This window comes from Methylophilus sp., from assembly GCF_052173275.1.
GTDB lineage: Bacteria > Pseudomonadota > Gammaproteobacteria > Burkholderiales > Methylophilaceae > Methylophilus.
The window spans coordinates 2,539,836-2,556,478 of the sequence record NZ_JBQMUL010000002.1; the positions used below are offsets into that span (position 1 = coordinate 2,539,836).

23 protein-coding genes are annotated in these 16,643 nt (G+C 49.9%); 5 read left to right on the forward strand and 18 right to left on the reverse strand.

All coding sequences use genetic code 11. From position 1 onward, the window contains the following. Nucleotides 1-2: 2 nt before the first annotated feature. The 4 genes from ACTS9Y_RS13335 to ACTS9Y_RS13350 all read left to right on the forward strand — a co-directional run bounded on the left by ACTS9Y_RS13335 (nucleotide 3) and on the right by ACTS9Y_RS13350 (nucleotide 6,885). Nucleotides 3-1,802 carry a pyrroloquinoline quinone-dependent dehydrogenase gene (locus ACTS9Y_RS13335; RefSeq protein WP_442586416.1) on the forward strand — a complete coding sequence of 600 codons (1,800 nt, stop codon included), beginning with the start codon at nucleotides 3-5 and terminating at the stop codon, nucleotides 1,800-1,802. Nucleotides 1,803-2,165: 363 nt separating this feature from the next. After that, a complete protein-coding gene (locus ACTS9Y_RS13340; protein ID WP_442586417.1) occupies nucleotides 2,166-5,375 on the forward strand; it encodes a response regulator in 3,210 nt (1,069 codons plus the stop codon). 8 nt (nucleotides 5,376-5,383) lie between these two features. Then, nucleotides 5,384-5,743, forward strand: a complete 360-nt coding sequence (locus ACTS9Y_RS13345) for a response regulator (RefSeq protein WP_442586418.1) — start codon at nucleotides 5,384-5,386, stop codon at nucleotides 5,741-5,743. Nucleotides 5,744-5,808: 65 nt separating this feature from the next. Then, nucleotides 5,809-6,885, forward strand: a complete 1,077-nt coding sequence (locus ACTS9Y_RS13350; protein WP_442586419.1) for a response regulator — start codon at nucleotides 5,809-5,811, stop codon at nucleotides 6,883-6,885. 58 nt (nucleotides 6,886-6,943) lie between these two features. On the opposite strand, the gene ACTS9Y_RS13355 is transcribed toward ACTS9Y_RS13350, so the two are convergent. Continuing rightward, the gene (locus ACTS9Y_RS13355) at nucleotides 6,944-7,339 is read right to left on the reverse strand and encodes a hypothetical protein (RefSeq protein WP_442586420.1); all 396 of its coding nucleotides are present in this window, start codon (nucleotides 7,337-7,339) and stop codon (nucleotides 6,944-6,946) included. A 274-nt stretch (nucleotides 7,340-7,613) separates the two neighbouring features. Between ACTS9Y_RS13355 and ACTS9Y_RS13360 the strand changes: the two genes are divergently transcribed. After that, a complete protein-coding gene (locus ACTS9Y_RS13360; RefSeq protein ID WP_442586421.1) occupies nucleotides 7,614-8,030 on the forward strand; it encodes a DUF3653 domain-containing protein in 417 nt (138 codons plus the stop codon). 586 nt (nucleotides 8,031-8,616) lie between these two features. Here the strand turns inward: ACTS9Y_RS13360 and ACTS9Y_RS13365 are convergent. The 17 genes from ACTS9Y_RS13365 to ACTS9Y_RS13445 all read right to left on the reverse strand — a co-directional run bounded on the left by ACTS9Y_RS13365 (nucleotide 8,617) and on the right by ACTS9Y_RS13445 (nucleotide 16,456). Then, nucleotides 8,617-8,889, reverse strand: a complete 273-nt coding sequence (locus ACTS9Y_RS13365; RefSeq protein ID WP_442586422.1) for a hypothetical protein — start codon at nucleotides 8,887-8,889, stop codon at nucleotides 8,617-8,619. 9 nt (nucleotides 8,890-8,898) lie between these two features. Next, nucleotides 8,899-9,291, reverse strand: a complete 393-nt coding sequence (locus ACTS9Y_RS13370; protein WP_442586423.1) for a hypothetical protein — start codon at nucleotides 9,289-9,291, stop codon at nucleotides 8,899-8,901. Next, nucleotides 9,288-9,533 carry a hypothetical protein gene (locus ACTS9Y_RS13375; protein ID WP_442586424.1) on the reverse strand — a complete coding sequence of 82 codons (246 nt, stop codon included), beginning with the start codon at nucleotides 9,531-9,533 and terminating at the stop codon, nucleotides 9,288-9,290. Before ACTS9Y_RS13375 ends, ACTS9Y_RS13370 begins: the two co-directional genes overlap by 4 nt. Next, nucleotides 9,530-10,090 (reverse strand): lytic transglycosylase domain-containing protein, encoded by a 561-nt coding sequence (locus ACTS9Y_RS13380; protein ID WP_442586425.1) that lies wholly within the window; start codon nucleotides 10,088-10,090, stop codon nucleotides 9,530-9,532. The genes ACTS9Y_RS13375 and ACTS9Y_RS13380 overlap by 4 nt, the downstream gene beginning before the upstream one ends. Beyond that, a complete protein-coding gene (locus ACTS9Y_RS13385; RefSeq protein ID WP_442586426.1) occupies nucleotides 10,090-10,809 on the reverse strand; it encodes a hypothetical protein in 720 nt (239 codons plus the stop codon). Before ACTS9Y_RS13385 ends, ACTS9Y_RS13380 begins: the two co-directional genes overlap by 1 nt. Next, complete coding sequence (locus ACTS9Y_RS13390) at nucleotides 10,809-11,252, reverse strand: hypothetical protein (RefSeq protein ID WP_442586427.1); 444 nt, start codon at nucleotides 11,250-11,252, stop codon at nucleotides 10,809-10,811. Before ACTS9Y_RS13390 ends, ACTS9Y_RS13385 begins: the two co-directional genes overlap by 1 nt. A gap of 6 nt (nucleotides 11,253-11,258) precedes the next feature. Continuing rightward, the gene (locus ACTS9Y_RS13395) at nucleotides 11,259-11,486 is read right to left on the reverse strand and encodes a hypothetical protein (protein WP_442586428.1); all 228 of its coding nucleotides are present in this window, start codon (nucleotides 11,484-11,486) and stop codon (nucleotides 11,259-11,261) included. Nucleotides 11,487-11,495: 9 nt separating this feature from the next. Further along, entirely contained in the window at nucleotides 11,496-11,780 is a 285-nt protein-coding gene (locus ACTS9Y_RS13400; RefSeq protein ID WP_442586429.1) for a hypothetical protein, read from the reverse strand. Nucleotides 11,781-11,789: 9 nt separating this feature from the next. After that, complete coding sequence (locus ACTS9Y_RS13405) at nucleotides 11,790-12,644, reverse strand: major capsid protein P2 (protein ID WP_442586430.1); 855 nt, start codon at nucleotides 12,642-12,644, stop codon at nucleotides 11,790-11,792. A 41-nt stretch (nucleotides 12,645-12,685) separates the two neighbouring features. Further along, on the reverse strand, nucleotides 12,686-12,835 hold the full coding sequence (locus tag ACTS9Y_RS13410; RefSeq protein ID WP_442586431.1) for a hypothetical protein: 150 nt from the start codon (nucleotides 12,833-12,835) through the stop codon (nucleotides 12,686-12,688). A gap of 139 nt (nucleotides 12,836-12,974) precedes the next feature. Continuing rightward, nucleotides 12,975-13,583 (reverse strand): helicase HerA domain-containing protein, encoded by a 609-nt coding sequence (locus ACTS9Y_RS13415; RefSeq protein WP_442586432.1) that lies wholly within the window; start codon nucleotides 13,581-13,583, stop codon nucleotides 12,975-12,977. After that, nucleotides 13,583-14,023, reverse strand: a complete 441-nt coding sequence (locus ACTS9Y_RS13420) for a hypothetical protein (protein ID WP_442586433.1) — start codon at nucleotides 14,021-14,023, stop codon at nucleotides 13,583-13,585. The genes ACTS9Y_RS13415 and ACTS9Y_RS13420 overlap by 1 nt, the downstream gene beginning before the upstream one ends. Nucleotides 14,024-14,035: 12 nt before the next feature. After that, on the reverse strand, nucleotides 14,036-14,275 hold the full coding sequence (locus tag ACTS9Y_RS13425; RefSeq protein ID WP_442586434.1) for a hypothetical protein: 240 nt from the start codon (nucleotides 14,273-14,275) through the stop codon (nucleotides 14,036-14,038). Nucleotides 14,276-14,278: 3 nt separating this feature from the next. Next, a complete protein-coding gene (locus ACTS9Y_RS13430) occupies nucleotides 14,279-14,434 on the reverse strand; it encodes a hypothetical protein (RefSeq protein ID WP_442586435.1) in 156 nt (51 codons plus the stop codon). 207 nt (nucleotides 14,435-14,641) lie between these two features. Beyond that, the gene (locus ACTS9Y_RS13435) at nucleotides 14,642-15,943 is read right to left on the reverse strand and encodes a hypothetical protein (RefSeq protein WP_442586436.1); all 1,302 of its coding nucleotides are present in this window, start codon (nucleotides 15,941-15,943) and stop codon (nucleotides 14,642-14,644) included. A gap of 12 nt (nucleotides 15,944-15,955) precedes the next feature. Next, the gene (locus ACTS9Y_RS13440) at nucleotides 15,956-16,120 is read right to left on the reverse strand and encodes a hypothetical protein (protein ID WP_442586437.1); all 165 of its coding nucleotides are present in this window, start codon (nucleotides 16,118-16,120) and stop codon (nucleotides 15,956-15,958) included. Nucleotides 16,121-16,144: 24 nt separating this feature from the next. Next, on the reverse strand, nucleotides 16,145-16,456 hold the full coding sequence (locus tag ACTS9Y_RS13445; RefSeq protein ID WP_442586438.1) for a hypothetical protein: 312 nt from the start codon (nucleotides 16,454-16,456) through the stop codon (nucleotides 16,145-16,147). Between the last annotated feature and the right edge of the window lie 187 nt (nucleotides 16,457-16,643).

Consider the following 16,643-nt stretch of genomic DNA (forward strand, 5'->3'; position numbering starts at 1 on the left):
ATATGAATAAACCTTTCATCCGGCAATTATTTAGTTACCTGAGCCTGACGTCAGTATCATTGTTGCTGGCTTGTACGCAGGTCTCCAAACCAGACACTGCCCAATCGGCGAATGTCGATTGGGCCAGTTATGGCCGGGATCTGCAAGCGCAACGTTTTTCACCCTTGTCGCAAATCAATCAACAGAATATCAGCCAGCTTCAATCTGCCTGGACCGTCAATACCGGCGTCAAGGCGACTTTTCAGGCCACGCCTATTGTGGTCAATGGTGTGATGTATATCAGCCTGCCGTTTAACCATGTATTGGCTTTAGATGCAGCCAGCGGCAAGCAATTATGGAAATACACGCATGACCGCAAAGCCGATTGGCCGATGTGCTGTGGGCCGGCTAACCGCGGCGTTGCCGTGTCTGAAGGCAAAGTATTTATCGGCACTGTGGATGCGCGGCTCATTGCGCTGGATGCGCGTAGCGGGCAAAAGCTTTGGGATATTGATGTCGCCGCTAACCAGGTGAACACCGAACAACAAACGACGCTGAATAGCAGTGACCCGAATAAAACCAGGAAAGTCACTGGCGGCACCGGCGTTGGCATTGCCATGGCGCCCGTGGTCTACAAGCAAAAAGTCATCATAGGCATCACTGGCGTAGGTTATGGATTGCATATTGATAACCCGACCAGTGATGCGCCTTTAGGTGCCGTGATCGGTGTGACCGGGCGTTATGGCCGCCCTGGGTTCCTCGCCGCATTTGATGTGAATGACGGCCACCAGGTCTGGCAGTTTGATACGATCCCGGCCAAAGCCTGGGAGGGTAGTTTCACCACCAAAACGGCGGATGGCAGCGTATTCGAGCGGGATATCGCAGCTGAAAAAGCTGCGCTTAACGCGTATCCGGATGCGGCAAGGTTTGGTGGCGGTTCCGCCTGGAGCACGCCAGCGATTGATGCAGACACCAATACGCTTTACTTTGGCACGGGCAATCCATCGCCGCAGATGAATGATGTTTCAAGGCCAGGTGACAATCTGTATACCGTGTCACTGGTCGCGCTGGATACTGAAACCGGCCACTATAAATGGCATTACCAGCAGGTGCCACACGACTTGTGGGGCTATGATCTAGCCAGCCCGCCAGTCTTGTTTCACTACCAGCATCAGGGGAAAACGATTCCGGTAGTCGGGCAAGCCAGCAAAACGGGCTGGTTCTATGTGCACGACAGGGCAACCGGCCAGTTTCTCGCCAAATCGGAAGCCTTTGTACCGCAGCATAACCTGTTTAAAAAACCAGGCCCTGAAGGCACTGTGATTTATCCGGGCATACTAGGCGGCGCCAACTGGTCACCTGTCAGCGTAGACGAGCGCCAGCATAAAATATTTGTCGCCGCGATGCATAGCCCTATCAAATATACCGTGCATGAAACCGAGGCCAGCAGCGGTCAGAAACCGATGCGTTACGCTGCCAGTGAGCCGACTGATGATGCAAGATGGGGGCTGCTGAGCGCCATTGATAGCCAGACAGGAAAAATCGCCTGGCAGCACAAAACGCAGCAACCTCTGGTAGGTGGCGTGCTCTCTACTGCTGGCGGATTGCTTTTCTGCGGTGAAGGCAATGGTAGTTTGACGGCTTATGCCAGCAAGGACGGCAAAGCTTTGTGGCATTACCAATCTGAATATGGCGTCAATGCGCCCCCCATCACTTATCAGGTCAATGGTGAGCAATATATCGCAGTAGTAAGCGGCGGAAACTCCCTGTTTGGCTTCAAGCAGGGCGACCGCATCCTGACCTTCAAATTACCCGGAAAATAAGCGCGGCAAGCTGCCAAGGCAGCCTGCTCGCTCATGTTGTGAAGCCTGATAAGCATGCTCTGGATTAACAATTAAATATTTATAACGATAAATATTTAATTTAAGTAAAAATTAGAATTGACAGGTGACTGCCGGACGAATAAATTAGCATAAATGTATTTCAGATGTGCCCACTACTGAAAGGCCTTCACCGCAGTTGAAAACTATCCCCGATGGCAGTCATAGCGCAGCCTCATGAATATTTCGCGGTATTTGAACGTTTAGCAACACGCAATCTCAAATCGGTGTAAGAACTGTACTGATTAATCCTTGATGTGAATAACAAGAAGGGAATCACAATGCTGGCTAGCAGGTTATATCGGTATGAGCTCTGAACGTACAGAGCGCTGGGCGCTGGAATCCATCATTATTTATGGATTCATCAGTTTTTTTGCGCTGTTGGTGATCGTAGGCATTACCAGCATTATCTACCTGCAGCGTTTTTCTGAGACTAATCGCTGGGTCACCCACACCAACGAAGTCATTTCAAAACTGGATAGAGGCCTGGCACTCTTCAACCAGCTGGAAGTCTCGCAACGCGGATTTCTCCTCACCGGTGACAACAGTTCGATTAATCGCCGTGATATTGCTCTGGCCGACCTGCAAAAAGATATTACCGAGCTGGCCGTACTCACCAAAGATAATAGCTTCCAGCAGAAGCAGATCACCTTATTAAGAAGACTGATAGACCGGCGGCTGATCTACTTTAATCAGCTGATTGATTCTGCGCATGCAGTTTCTATCGATAAACTCAGGGATATCCTGCGCAAGGACTCCATCCGCCGCGAAGATATGCTCGAGATTCGTGGCGTATTCAGTGCCATGTCGCTCGAAGAGCAAAACCTGCTGACTGACAGGACTAAGTTAGAGCAAGACCACGCCAAAGACTTGCTGGTTCTGTTCACCTTCATGTCGGTCGCGATCCTGATCTTTTTTCCGCTACTGATATGGCGCATCCAGCGCGATCTTAAAATCCGCAAACAAGCCTCGGCTGAGCAGAAACGGCTCACTGATATTCTCGACGCATCGCCCGACCTGATCGCCAATGCCAACCTGCAAGGCGAGTATTTTTACCTGAACAGAGGCGGGCGCAAACTCCTGGGGATAGGTGAAAATGAAGACATCGCTACTCAAGCGATCTCACGTATGCGCCCGGACTGGGCAACCGACCTCATTCACAACAAAGCTATCCCTGCGGCATTGAGTACTGGCGTGTGGGGCGGGGAAACCGCTTTTATCAGCCGCACCGGCATCACTATCCCGGTTTCCCAGGTGGTCGTGGTACACAAAGATGCGAATGGCGTGCCTACGCACTTATCTACCGTGGCGCGCAATGTGAGCGATTTCAAGCAGATTGAATACGACCTGAAAAATGCGGCGATTTATGACCAGACCCACAGCGAGGTGCTCAGGTTGTTCAATGCCAATTATGACCGCGCACATATCCTGCCTAACATGCTGGAAATCCTGGCCAGGAATCATGCTTTCCCGGTTTCTGCGATTTATGGCTATGACGAATGGGGCGGTTTTTACCGCCTGGAAAGCACACATTCATCGCCTACAGATATCCTCAATGAATTCAAATTAGGCCATGGCATCATCGGTGATGCGATTCACAAAAACCAGACCCTGATACTGCGCGACGTAGAAGAGTTCCCCACGCTGACCATAGAGACAGGGCTGCTCGCTATTAAACCTGCAGCCATTATTATCTGTCCTGTCACTTACCAGGAAAAACGCCTGGCGGTACTCGTGCTGGCGGCAAGCCGCCCGGTCACAGATCGCGACCAAACCTTTATTGAGCGCTTATCGGCGCAATTAGGCGTGGCGCTACATAATATCCAGCAGTATGGCGACCTCAAGCTTCTGGCAGAGCAGTTGCATCTGCGCAGTGAAGAAATCGGCCTTAAGAACGAACAGTTACTGGAAGCAGACAAGATGAAGTCTGAATTCCTGGCGACCATGTCGCATGAACTGCGCACGCCTTTGAATGCCATTATTGGCTTTTCAGAGATCCTGCGGGATGGTTTGATTGGGCAATTGGCGGATAAACAGAAAGTGTACGTCAATGATATTTTTGAAAGCGGGCAACACCTGCTTTCATTGATTAACGATGTGCTCGACCTGTCTAAAATTGAAGCCGGCCGCATGGAGCTTGAGGGCGAGATGATAGATGTAAAAGGCTTGCTGCAAAACAGCCTTTCTATCATCAAGGAAAAAGCCTCTACCCAGCATATCAAGCTGCAGGCTGACCTGGCAGATGATCTAGGCCATGCCTGGCTGGATTCACGCAAGGTGAAACAGATCGTTTATAACCTGTTATCCAACGCGGTGAAATTTACGCCAGAGGGCGGCCAGATCACGTTGCAGGCCAGCCTGGTGCAGCGGGATAACGTACTTGAACAAACCAGGGATATCCCGCAAAGCCATTTTTCACCTATAGGCAACGCCAGCCAGTTTATCCAGATATCGATCACCGACACTGGCATAGGCATAGAAGCACAAGATATCAGCCGTCTTTTCCAGCCTTTTGTGCAGGTAGAAAGTACGCTTTCCCGGCGGTTTGAAGGTACCGGGCTAGGCTTGGCCCTGGTGCGCAAACTGGCAGAACTGCACAGTGGGGCAGTGGCAGTCACCAGCACGCCTGGCAAAGGCAGTACCTTCACCGTCTGGCTGCAACACAATACCAACTTGGGCGATACTACGTTAGCCAGCATGCAGACCGGCGAAAGCATACGCAAATTTGTGCATACGGATTCACCGCACGTATTGGTGCTGGAAGATGATGACCGCGCAGCTGATTTGATCAGGCTGCAGCTGGAATCAGACAACTGTCGTGTCACGCGTGCGGCCACTGCCGAAATAGCGCTGTCTATATTGGCCGACGGTAATCCGCCAGATTTGATCACGCTGGATATTTTGTTGCCTGGCATGGACGGCTGGCAATTTTTAACCAAACTGAAAACCGATGCCAAACTCGCGCATATCCCGGTGGTGATTCTTTCTATCATGGCCGATAGCAACCGTGGTTTATCGCTTGGCGCAGCGCAGGTATTGCAAAAACCGGTTTCTGCCGACGATTTGCAAATAGCCTTGAACAAGCTGGGCTTTACCAAACCAGGGCATAACCAGCCTGGTGCCAAGGTGCTGGTTGTCGATGATGACCCCAAAGCGGTAGAAATCATTTCTTCTTATCTAGAACACGCCAGGCACACCGTGCTGCGCGCCTATGGCGGCAATGAAGCGACGCATATCGCCAAATTACAGCAACCGGACCTGATCGTGCTGGACTTGATGATGCCGGAAATCAATGGCTTTGAAGTGGTTGAAAATTTGAAGCTGGATAAACGCACGGCGAAAATCCCTATCATTGTCGTGACGTCCAAATTCCTGACGCCTCAGGAGCATCAAGTCCTGAAAGGGCACGTGCTGGCTGTCCTGGAAAAATCTGAATTCAATCATGGCAACTTCCTCAGTGAAGTCCATCGTGCACTGGCCGGCAAGAAAAAGCGCGCGCCTAAAGAAAAAACCTAGAGGCGAAGATGGCAAAAGTACTGATCGTCGAAGACAACCCGACCAATATGAAACTCGCGCAATTGTTGCTGGAGACTTCCGGGCATGAAGTTCTGCAAGCCGTGAATGCATTGGATGGATTGGAAATTGCGCGCAGCCAGCTACCAGAAGTGATTCTGATGGATATCCAGCTACCTGGCATGGATGGCCTGACAGCCGCGCAGATACTAAAGGAAGAGGGTGAGACCAGCCATATCAAAATCATCGCGCTCACCGCATTTGCCATGAAAGGCGACGAAGAGAAAATGCGCAAAGCAGGGTGCGATGGCTATATTGCCAAACCTATCCGCTACAAAGAATTCCTGGAAACAATAGATGCCATACTTTAAAACAACACGATGTCACTTTAAAGCAGATCTACGTATAAAAATAATACTGGCGAGAGGTTGATACCATGGATATGAAAGTCACGCGCAAGACCATACTCATTGTCGATGACGAAGAGAATAACCGCACCTATCTCGATACGCTGCTGACCTCAGAAGGCTACGCTACCTTGCAAGCGCATGATGGCAAAATGGCGCTGGAACTGATTGATGAGCATCAGCCTGACCTTATCCTGCTGGACGCCATGATGCCGGTACTGAATGGCTTTGAACTGGCCGAACAGCTGAAAAGTAATGAAGCCACCAAAGTGATACCCATCATTATGATCACCGCACTGGTAGACCGAAACTCAAGAATGCGCGCCTTGCAATGTGGGGTAGAGGAGTTTGTCACCAAGCCGGTAGATAGAGCCGAACTTTGGATCCGGGTACGCAACCTGTTACGCCTGAAAGAATATAACGACTTTCTCAGCAACTATAGCCGCACGCTGGAAGTGCAAGTGGAAGAGCGGACTGAACAGTTGCTGACCAGCTACTTTGACTCCATGTTCAGCATCCTGCGAGCGGCCGAATTTCGCGACAAGGAAACCGGCGACCATATACACCGCATTGCTTTTTTCTGTAAGGAACTATCGGCTGATTTAGGCATGAGCCAGGACTTTATCGACACGATTTACCATGCCAGCCCCTTGCATGATGTAGGCAAAATAGGCATACCTGACCATATCTTGCTCAAGCCCGGTGCCCATACTCCGGATGAATGGGAAATCATGAAAACCCATGCTGCCCTGGGACACAGCATCCTGGGCCACGGAAAAAGCACCTCGCCCTTCACCATGATGGGTGCCGAAATTGCACTCAATCACCATGAGCGCTGGAATGGGACCGGCTACCCGAATGGCTTGAAAGGGGAAGCCATCCCATTATCTGCACGGATTATGGTGATTAGCGATGTATATGACGCCTTACGCAGCAAACGCCCATATAAACCGGCATTTACTCATGACCATGCATTACAGATCATCCTTAAAGGCGATGGCCGCACGCGCCCTGAACACTTTGACCCGATGATACTTGCAGCCTTCGCAAGACTAGCTGAGCGCTTCAGGGAGATCTTTGAAGAGCATGCAGACTTGCCTGATTAATAACTAAATCTTTTTAGAGCGGCAGACGCCATAAAAATAGGGCGTTTAGGCAGAAGTATTATTTATTTCTCTTGGTATCCATCACCAAGGTCGTTACGCGTTGGCTATCAATAAATACAATGCAACTTAATTCCGCCGTTCTTGGCCCAGTCGGCCTCGAGTTGCAACTGCTGGAAACGCGTTTGTCCTGATAACTGATCCCAGGCAGTTCACCAAAGCCAGTACGATCTAATTTTCCGGTGATGTGCAACACATCATCAAAATAAATGAACACCGTACTAGTCACACTTTTTCCCAGAATGCCACTCCTGAGTACTTGGTCAACTTTACCCGTGATATTCACAGGCTGTGTTAACTGACTGACACGCGCTTGCGGATGTGCAGTGATGTGACTGTGATGCGTAGTACATGCCGCTAGAAACAAGGAAGCAATGCAAACATAAACATTTTTCATCTTAAGCACCTTGTGACATGGATATGTCTAGATAGTAACTCAAATCCCAACAGGGGGAATGCGCATACGACTACTATTTACGATACACCAACAATTTAACATAATATACATTATGCGAAATAAACGGCGCAAAGGTCAACGCCCGAAAGCACGCAAAATAGACCTCTCTTTTCTGATTCAAAATTCCCTCGGATTAGCATAATTAGACAGCGGGTTTAACCCGCTTTTTTTATGCCTGTTTCAATAACTAATAATTCTAAAGGATTGAACTGATATGAGAACAAAGTCTATTAATAATGAAAATAAATTAGCTACTAAGTCAAAAATTGAATGGTATCTACGTGTCGGCTGGCACTTCGGAACCCTCAACGGCCCCAAGGATGTGATGGATATTTTACAGATTGATCGTTTCACTTTTTACCGTTGGTCAACTGGCAGATCCTGCGCCCCCTATGCCGCGTTAGAGCTTTTAAGACTGCATGCATTCGGTGAACCACCGGGAGGCAGATCTAAAGCGTGGCGTGACTTTAGATTCTATCGAGACAGGTTAATAACTGAGGATGGCCGCGTGCTTTCACCTGGCGATCTAAAGGCGGTTTTCTTCTGGAAACAAATGGCCTTTAACCAACTGGATGAGCGCGGCAGGCGCGAGATCTATACCGAATTAAAGGCGATATACCGCCAAGCATAAGAAAACGCGCCCTAGAGCGCGTTTTTCTTTGTCGCTGAGCTCAGCGACAAACTAAGCTTTTGATTCAGTCAAATTCCACATCGAAACCCCATCCCACAGTACGACGTGCGCCTTTGATGTGGCTGATTGGCGTGATGCTACCTGATAGGCCTCACTGGGCGTTTTAAACAGCTTTGCGCTGTGCATGTTTGGTGTCCACATAGCCCGATCACCGGCCCTTAATGTTGGCCTATAGATCGATTCATATAGAAACTGTTTTGTCTTGGATGAGTGAACAAGAAACTGCATAAAAGCCCCCTTTTAAACCGCCTCGATGTAAAGGGTACTATATTACCCCTTTACTGCAGGAAAGGGTACTTGCATATCCCTGTTACCAGGTGGATCTAACAAAAAACCCTGCCATCACTGACAGGGTTTTCTATATCACCGGATCCGGTTAGGATCCAATACCCAACAACTGAAAGACCCACGGCACGAATGGCTCGCAGGGCTTGCAATACGACCCCACTGCCAGACTTGCCAAACCGATAAAGATCCTACTTGCTGCAACTGTTCCTGCCCCTGAGATTAATGTACCCATATTCCCCTATGCCCCAATAAACGGCACTGCTTGCAATGCCTCCCTGTCCACGTCGATGGTTTCTTCTTTCCCGATCAGCTCGACGCTTACTGTCGGACCCCCTTCTTTATCAGCCACGATGTGGCCGTAATTGTTGCCCCAGTCACCGCCGATCACTTTATACAGCTGGTCAGGATCCTGCGCGGCCGGTGCCGCTTTCTTTGCGGTGTTTCTCGCTACCAGTCTTTCAGTGGCGGCGATCTGTGCTGCTGTGCGTGGTTTCTTTTCTGCTGTGGCCATAATGGATCCTTAAATAGAAAATATCGGTTTTGAGTTTTTCGGGATGTATGTGTACACGGTTCCCTTGTAGGTTACCTTCCAGCTGTCAGGCGGTAGCTTCTCGCCTGGCAACGGTAGATAAATGCGGTAGTTATCAATATTCTTGCCCTTTGCAGCCAATGCCTTGCGGGCGGCTGTATCAAGCGTTTCATAGCTGTAGGGTGGCGGGCTAAAGATCTTCCCGATGGTGCCCTCTTTATCCAATGGATTAAGATCCACGCCTTCCCACCATTCGCCCAGGTCATCAGCAACGTCAGACACACCGTTTTTGATTTTCCACGCCAGATAAAGCGCGCCACCGGCGACCAACAATGCGATCACGGTATTCAGGCTTACCTCTGGCTTAATCGCTAGTGAAGTCATGGCAGGCTACGGAATAAGCTATCCCAGAATGATTCTGTGGGATTTTTTTCATAGTAATCGACCTGATTGACCAGCTTTGTCGGATCCTTCGGGATATCGACCGGCACACCTGAGCTGAAATTGATATTAATACCGGCCTTTTTAAGCGCGGTCTGAACGGTCTGTTTTTGCTTGCCATCACTAAACAGCACAAAGCCAAGGACGCCAGCGGCGCCCAGCACAATTAAAGTCGTGGTTTTCATGCCATCCCCAGGTCTGCCAGAATCTGGCTGAAATATTTTCTTGTTTCCTTCGGTGCATTCTCAAGGCCTTTGCGGCCGACATTGCCTTGACCCCAGTTATAAGCGGCAAGCGCTTCAGGCCAGCTTTTGAAACGTGTATACAGTTGTTTCAGATACTTTCCAGCCGCGTCGATGCTGGCGAAGGGATCCAGCGGATTGATACCAAAGCCTTTAGCCGTGGCAGGCATGAATTGCGCAATGCCGATTGCACCAGCCGAGGACTTGGTTTTGCCTGTGATGATGTCTTCGCGGAAGCGGCTTTCCTGATGCAGCACACGCGCCAACAAGTTAGTTGGCAGACCGTATTTACTTTCCGCCTGGGCGATTGCTGTCATATATGGTTTAGCGGCCGCAGGGGCCACCCATAGTTTGTTTTGTACTGTCGTCATAAAGTCGCCTAAACTGCCAAGCCCTTCCGTTAGATCTTCTGTTAGCGCCCCGCCCTGCTGATTGCGCCACCACCAAACGACGCCAATCAGAGCCACAGACGCCAGAATGATTAAGTCGTCGTCTTCCATTACGGTAACGTGTAGAGAACGGACCGATGGGCATTACTTTCAGCAGTACTATTGATGTAATACAAACCTTTGCCTGCTGCAATTTTCAAAGGCTCATCCATACCTGCACTAGCAAAATAGGCACCGCCACCATAAGAACGTGAAGTTAAAATCACATCGCCATCGCTAGTATTTAGCGGCGTTGATGTTTTTGCGATTAATGTCGGATACATGAACAACGTTGCGTTGTATGCAAGCATGCTCGCTCGCTGAATGATGATTCCATTTACATTCGCGCCAGGAGCGACAATCGTATCAGCGGTGTTTACTCCCATAGCTGTCTGACTTTTATAACTCGCGCCGTAACTCTCCCCTGCATCGGCCACATTCACCGTATTAGAAATCGTGCCCAGTGTCGTGAGATTTGAAACTGTCGCCAACGTGCCGCCGTTGATAGTGACCGTGCCAGATAGGCGCTGATAGATTGCCTCATCATCACCGACAAATACCTTGATCGTTTGTGCGTTTGAACTGGTGAAAAATAACTCTTTGCCGCGATTATTGCCGTCCAGCCTCAAGCCGAAACCAGCATTGACGCCTTCACATTTCTGAAAGCCGCTACCCTTAAAAAGCGACACATCAAACGTGTAACCACCATCGGCCAGGACAAGTAGAAACTTGTAGTCAATATTTAAGCGTGTATCCACGCCAGGGATTAAAGCGAGATCATATGTTTTCATTATTTAGCCTTTTTTCCGAGCCAGAAATACAGGCCGACCGCCACGGTGCCGAGCGCTGCGAAAGCGACCCTTTGCATCACCAGGGTGCCGCCCTTTGCATCTTCATAGGCGTTTTGCAATGCACTGGTCGTCTGATCAAAATTTGACTTGGCAACGCCGAGCACCTCTTCGACCGTTTCGTCCATTTTGTCCAAGGCATTTTCGGCAAAATTGAATGACGCAGCTATGGCGCCGTGATCTGTCATCGTGACATATGAGTTCACGTTCATTGACGACTTATTCATGCCGGTGCCGACAACATTGATATTTACCGGGCTGGCGTAATCCTTTGCTACTTGAGAACCAGAGCTGGCCGCTTGTGCCTCAGCATCGGCAACGATTCTGTTGTCGGCATTGGTCTCAGCTGATGCTGATGATGATTTTGATTTTCCGCCTATGATCATGGCTAATTATTTCCGTGTGAATCGTTTTACAGCGATGATCGCAACGGCCGCGCCGAGCGCGTAGACGTACCACTGGGTAGATCCGTTGACCTTGGATCCAGACGTCGCGACATTCCAGTCGCCAGAGCCAAACATCGTGTGGTATTGAGGCATATTCCCGCCGATAGCGGGCGCCTTTGACGCTTCCACGGCACCATTCACCATCGCGGGAATTGCCGCCATCCATGCTGCCATGACGGCCCCCTAGTCTTTAGCCAACATCAAAAAGAGGAACGCCCCGCCGATCATTAAAAAAATCATGGGAAAGGTGCCGCTTTGTTGAGTTTGATAAGCCGAATTCAGCTGGCCTTGCGGGAACACGTTTCCCCATTGATCCATCATCAAAGGCGTGTTATTGCTTGCCTGATACAGTTTATCAACGGCGTATGTGTCGGCGAAACGGCCAGCGCCATAAGCAACGATCTTTTGTAAAGTATCGTTCCAATCGGTGCCAGCCCCCAAACCACCGGGCAAAGTTAAGTCAGTCATAACCGCCCCTTAGTTGTTTGCTAACGGATCCAGCATTTCCACGACGACTTGCATAGTGCCAGGCGTAGAGACTGTCACGTCTGCATAGAACTCCATTGTTTTGGCGTCCGCTGCATTGAGCAGGTTAGTAAAGAAACAACCGTCTTTGATGGTGTCAAAGTGGAACCAGCCGGTTTGTGTGACGCGCTGGTATTCGGTGTTGATAAAGTCGTTGATATCCTTGGTGGAATCAAAGATCGTTACACCGTTTTTACGCACTTCAAAGCCGTTGATCGTGATGCCTGATGCTGGCGGCACTAGGTGGATCCGCTTAATCAAGCTGCCACCCTGTTTACCGTATGGGATCGTGATCGGATATTTGGCCGCTGTCGCTGCCACTTGGTGCGGGAAGTTCAGCACCTTGCCGATCAAGTCCGCGCCAGAATATGCACCGGCTTGCGCGTTTTCGACTTGGGTAGTCTGCCATGAGCATTCAGCCCATGCGGCCAGTGTCGGATTGGTGGCCCCGCCGATATCGACCTCCATCGTCAGCGTGCCGCCGCCCAGACGTAAAGTGTCCAGACTGCCTAACTGTTGCTCCAGCTGATCCTTTGCGCGGATCTCTGAAAAGTCGATTGTCAGTTTGTTGGCAGTTGCTGCGATACCGCGATACTGCATGCGCTTGTCAGTGCGATCGCCGTTGTCATTCCAGATGATCTTGCCATTCGCTTTGATGCGGATGTCAGTCAGCTGGGCTTTGGTGAAGGTGCCGCCCAAAAGCAGCACAATGCGGTCGATCACTTTACCAGCGGTCAGGGACAGCAGATCCAGCGTTGCTGGTTGGTTTGCGACTACATTGTTAAAGGCTACGAGTTTTAATAACATGGCTTTTCCTTAATGAGAGAGTGAGAAGGTCAAGCCAGTCGTTAAACGTAGTCTTTAACGTAAGGGATTTGCTTAGCGGCAATCACTGCGCCGATGCTGATGACAGCGCCGCGCACCATTGGATTGGTTTTGCCGACGAAGAAATATGCAGCACCAAGAATGCCAGCTGCGAATAACAGGTTTGTGTTCATGTCCGTTTCCTTGATTGTTGATTGATTAACAAAAGTTACGGATACCCATTATTCGCATAAAAAAAAGGCGGTCAAACGACCACCCTATTGAATAGGTGCCTATTGAGCACCCCTCTGGAGAAGCTTTTCTGATCAAAATTTATTTTAGTTTTTGCACCATTCCAGTGGTAACGATGCCTGTTGCCATGTCTTTTTCAATGTAATGGAAGGGTAAAAGGTTTTGCACCTGTGCTTTGGGTACGTTCAAGACATCGGCCATGGTCACAATGTCTGCCTTGTAATTCAGGCGACCGGTGCGGATCTTGGTGCAGTTGCCAAAGAAGTTTTTATCAATGACGGCCGGACGCTGTGTGGCCCCTATCAGTGTTAATCCCCTATGGCGGCCCCTCAATGTGCAATCAGACCATGAAGGCGGCGCAGAACCTGCCTTGGTAAACATTTGCAACTCTTCAGGCAGCAACCACATATCACCCATGGTGTAGGCAATGTCGCAGATGATCTCAAACTGATCGACTGGGTTAAGCCTTGAGGTTTTGAATGAGACATTGAAGGATTTCTGGCGGACTTTGGTCAATAGATCTTTGATCGTGGGCACCGGCTCTGCGAACTTGGCATATTCACCCATGGGATCAATGATGATTAGCCGTTTAGGCTTTTCTTTGCGCACCAGCTGTTTGATTGCTGTCGATTTGCCGGATCCGGACGCCCCTATATACGCCTCAATGCGTGCGATATTTTCCGCACCCATTATTCGGCTTTCGCTGGCTCGACTGGTTTTTCTTGCGTGGTCTGAGCCGCTTTATTATAGGCAATGTCAGCGGTAACGCCTTTGTAGGTCGCCAGCCCCACCGGTATGACTATCGCACCTAAAGCCAGCTCTTCAGCGAATTTACCAGCAAGCCCGTTTTGTAGCCATCCATGCTTATTACACACGGCCGCGGTGCTTTCAGAAAGCGCTTGGATCACTGGCGGCGTGTAGATCTGTTCGAGGCTTGGCAATGCTGGTTTGAGCATATTTAAAATCATGTTCAACATCATGGCCATTTCAGCGTCCAGTGTTAATTCGATGGTTTGAATGCCTTGATCGCCTGTGCCGGTTTGCTCAGTAACGGCCGCTTGCTCAGTCGCGGCCGCGTCAGCTTGTTGCGCTTTAGTGGCTAGTCTGTTCAGTTCGTTTTCATCAATCATGCTAGATCCTAATTAACCGAATAAAGGGTGACCGCCAGTTTTTGGCGCTGGCTTTGGATCTTCTTGCGGTGCTGGCTGTGTTGCGGTGCCTAGCTTTGCAGACCATTTATCATGCTGGCCGGTGCCCACACGTGCATACGGTGCTGCATCACATTCATCGCACCTGTATGACAGGGTGCCATGCTCATTTTTTTTGACAACGACTTCAGTGCTGCAAGTCTCACAGGGCATGCGCCCTACTTTGGTTTTCATGGTTTACTCGCTTTCCGTAGTTAGGACGTCGATGATTAATAAAATGGCCTCTTTCAGTTGTTGCAGATCTTTAGCGCCCGGGATGTATGCCGGGATCTGAACCGCTTGAATCTGCTGAACCAGAGAAGCCAGCTTGATGGTTTTTTCCTGTTTGCTCATAAAGTGCCTTGCTTGTGGGTGGCCGTACATCAACAGATCCGGCCACAGTTTGGGCAACGAGGCCCTTTGTTAGAAAAGCTGATCTTGCATTTACTGCAATACCTACGGTTATCAAATAGCCTGCCCCAAAAAGCCATTATTTCCACCTAGCAAGCCAAATGTTGATTAGTGCGAACACAATCACGATCATCAAATAGCCATTGCCGGTCACTGCCAAATCCCTTTGGGCTTGGCAACGTCATAGTGGCCGCTGTGGGTTTTGGGTCGATCGGGCAGTCTCTCAAGAAAGTCGATCACGCCATCTTTGCCAAAGGCGGCGGCTATTTCTAACAATTCCGCCCGGGTGTTTGATTGCAATACTTGCTTCCACTCTTCAGGGTTCAGATAGATCACCAGTTCCTCTTCGACTTCAGGTTCAGCCGCTTCCTGCGAGATCTCTTCATCGTCCACCTCATTGATGCCGAAATAGTCCTTAAGGCCGTTGGTCCAGTAATTCATCCGCTTACCAGTGAATGCCAGGGCGAATTCTTTGAACAATGCGGCCGCGGCCTCTTCGCCATTGGTGGCAAAGCCGAGCAACTGAAACGGGGTGTAATGCCAGTCACCGTTGATATTGCGCGTTTGGTTTTTGCTGTTGGCTTTGGTGACTTCGTGGGCGATTGTCCAGCCATTCACTGCGATCGGCTCGCGGCCAAATTTCATGATGTAGTCAGCCACGTAATCGCCACCGCGCAGATCTAAACCGTATTTCAACATATCGCTAATTTTGAATTTGTCCGCACCGGCTTTAATCAGGCACTTAACCCAGATTTCCTTCAGGCGTTGCAGTGTGGATCCGTCGGTTAAAAGCGAATCGTCATGCATAAACATGACAATGTGAAAATGTGGGTGCCAGCCGTTCACGCCGTGCGTGACTTCCAGCGACCGGATATAACCTAGCCGCTGATGCGTGCCGTGGATCTGCTCTTTAACTGGTCTGCCTTTGGCCTCGCGCTGCATCACTGTGGCGGTCGCAGTGCCAAAGGTCTTTTTGACAAACTTGTCATTGGTGAATAGATCCTGCGCTTTGGAGACCTCTTCAAGCACCTCGACAATGTTGTCAGCGTTTTCGTGCTCGGTGGTCAGTGTCATAAGCAGGCATTTGCCGCCCTGCTTGTTCCACTCTACCGTCGCCTTGTAAATATCCTCGCGGCGATGTTCTGTGATTTTTGGGTTGCAGACTGGGCATACCCAGCCAGAACCGCAGGTTTGCACGTTTGCAAATCGCGCGTTGGATCCATCGACCGCGCGATAAATCGGCAGACCGTCAGAACTTAAATTGCGGTGGCAGCTGCAAACACGGTGTTGGCGCTCGGTATCGCCTGAGTGATCCCACAGGATGGACATTGCTTTGCGCTGCAAGTCATAACGCAACCTTTTGGCAAATATTGGCATTTGCTGTTTTGGTTTTTGCGCTTCTTTCTGGTTTGGGGATTTCGCACTACTACCGAGAAGGTGTGCTGATGCCACGTTTTGCATGTTCTAATTGGCCTCTACCTGTGACTGAGTCGCAATAATCACGCGCGCTGCATTGTTATCGTCAGCGATCCATAAGCGATCATCAATGACGCTTTCAACCGTGCCATAGAAGCCGCAATAGTCATGCTCCTGATCGTTGATCCGTACTTTGTCACCCTGTTTAAACATGGCAGTCCTTTCGATAGTTAAAAATTAAGCCGCTATAGGCGGCTGGATGTTTTCGTCATAGTGGCGTTCGCCGCATTTGCGGCACAAATAGCCGGTATCGGCTTCCTGCAAAAGCTGCCAGTCATGCGAGCATGGAGTGGCGTCCAGCTCGATCATGGATGGCAAAAGCTCAGCCATGTGACCATACGGCCGCGACAGCTGAACTGTAATCAAAACCAGGGTCTTGATTTCGGTAGTAGGTTCGACCTGTATTTTCCAGATCCACCCAATGGCACCCTCATGGTCACCTTTCAGGATCCGGACGCGATCATTCAGACTAAGCAGAGGGGTGCTCATAGATAGCCCTATCAGGTGAAGTGATCCCGTAGGCCAGTGCAACTGCCTGCATGGGGGGTCTCAATGAGAACCCCTCAGTAAGGGCAATTTCTAGCACTGTCGCCAGCTGCATTCGGGGGGTGTCTATTGAGGGGGTGTTTAGGGCGGTCATACTGGCACCAAAAGAGGTATGATGCCCTTACCAACA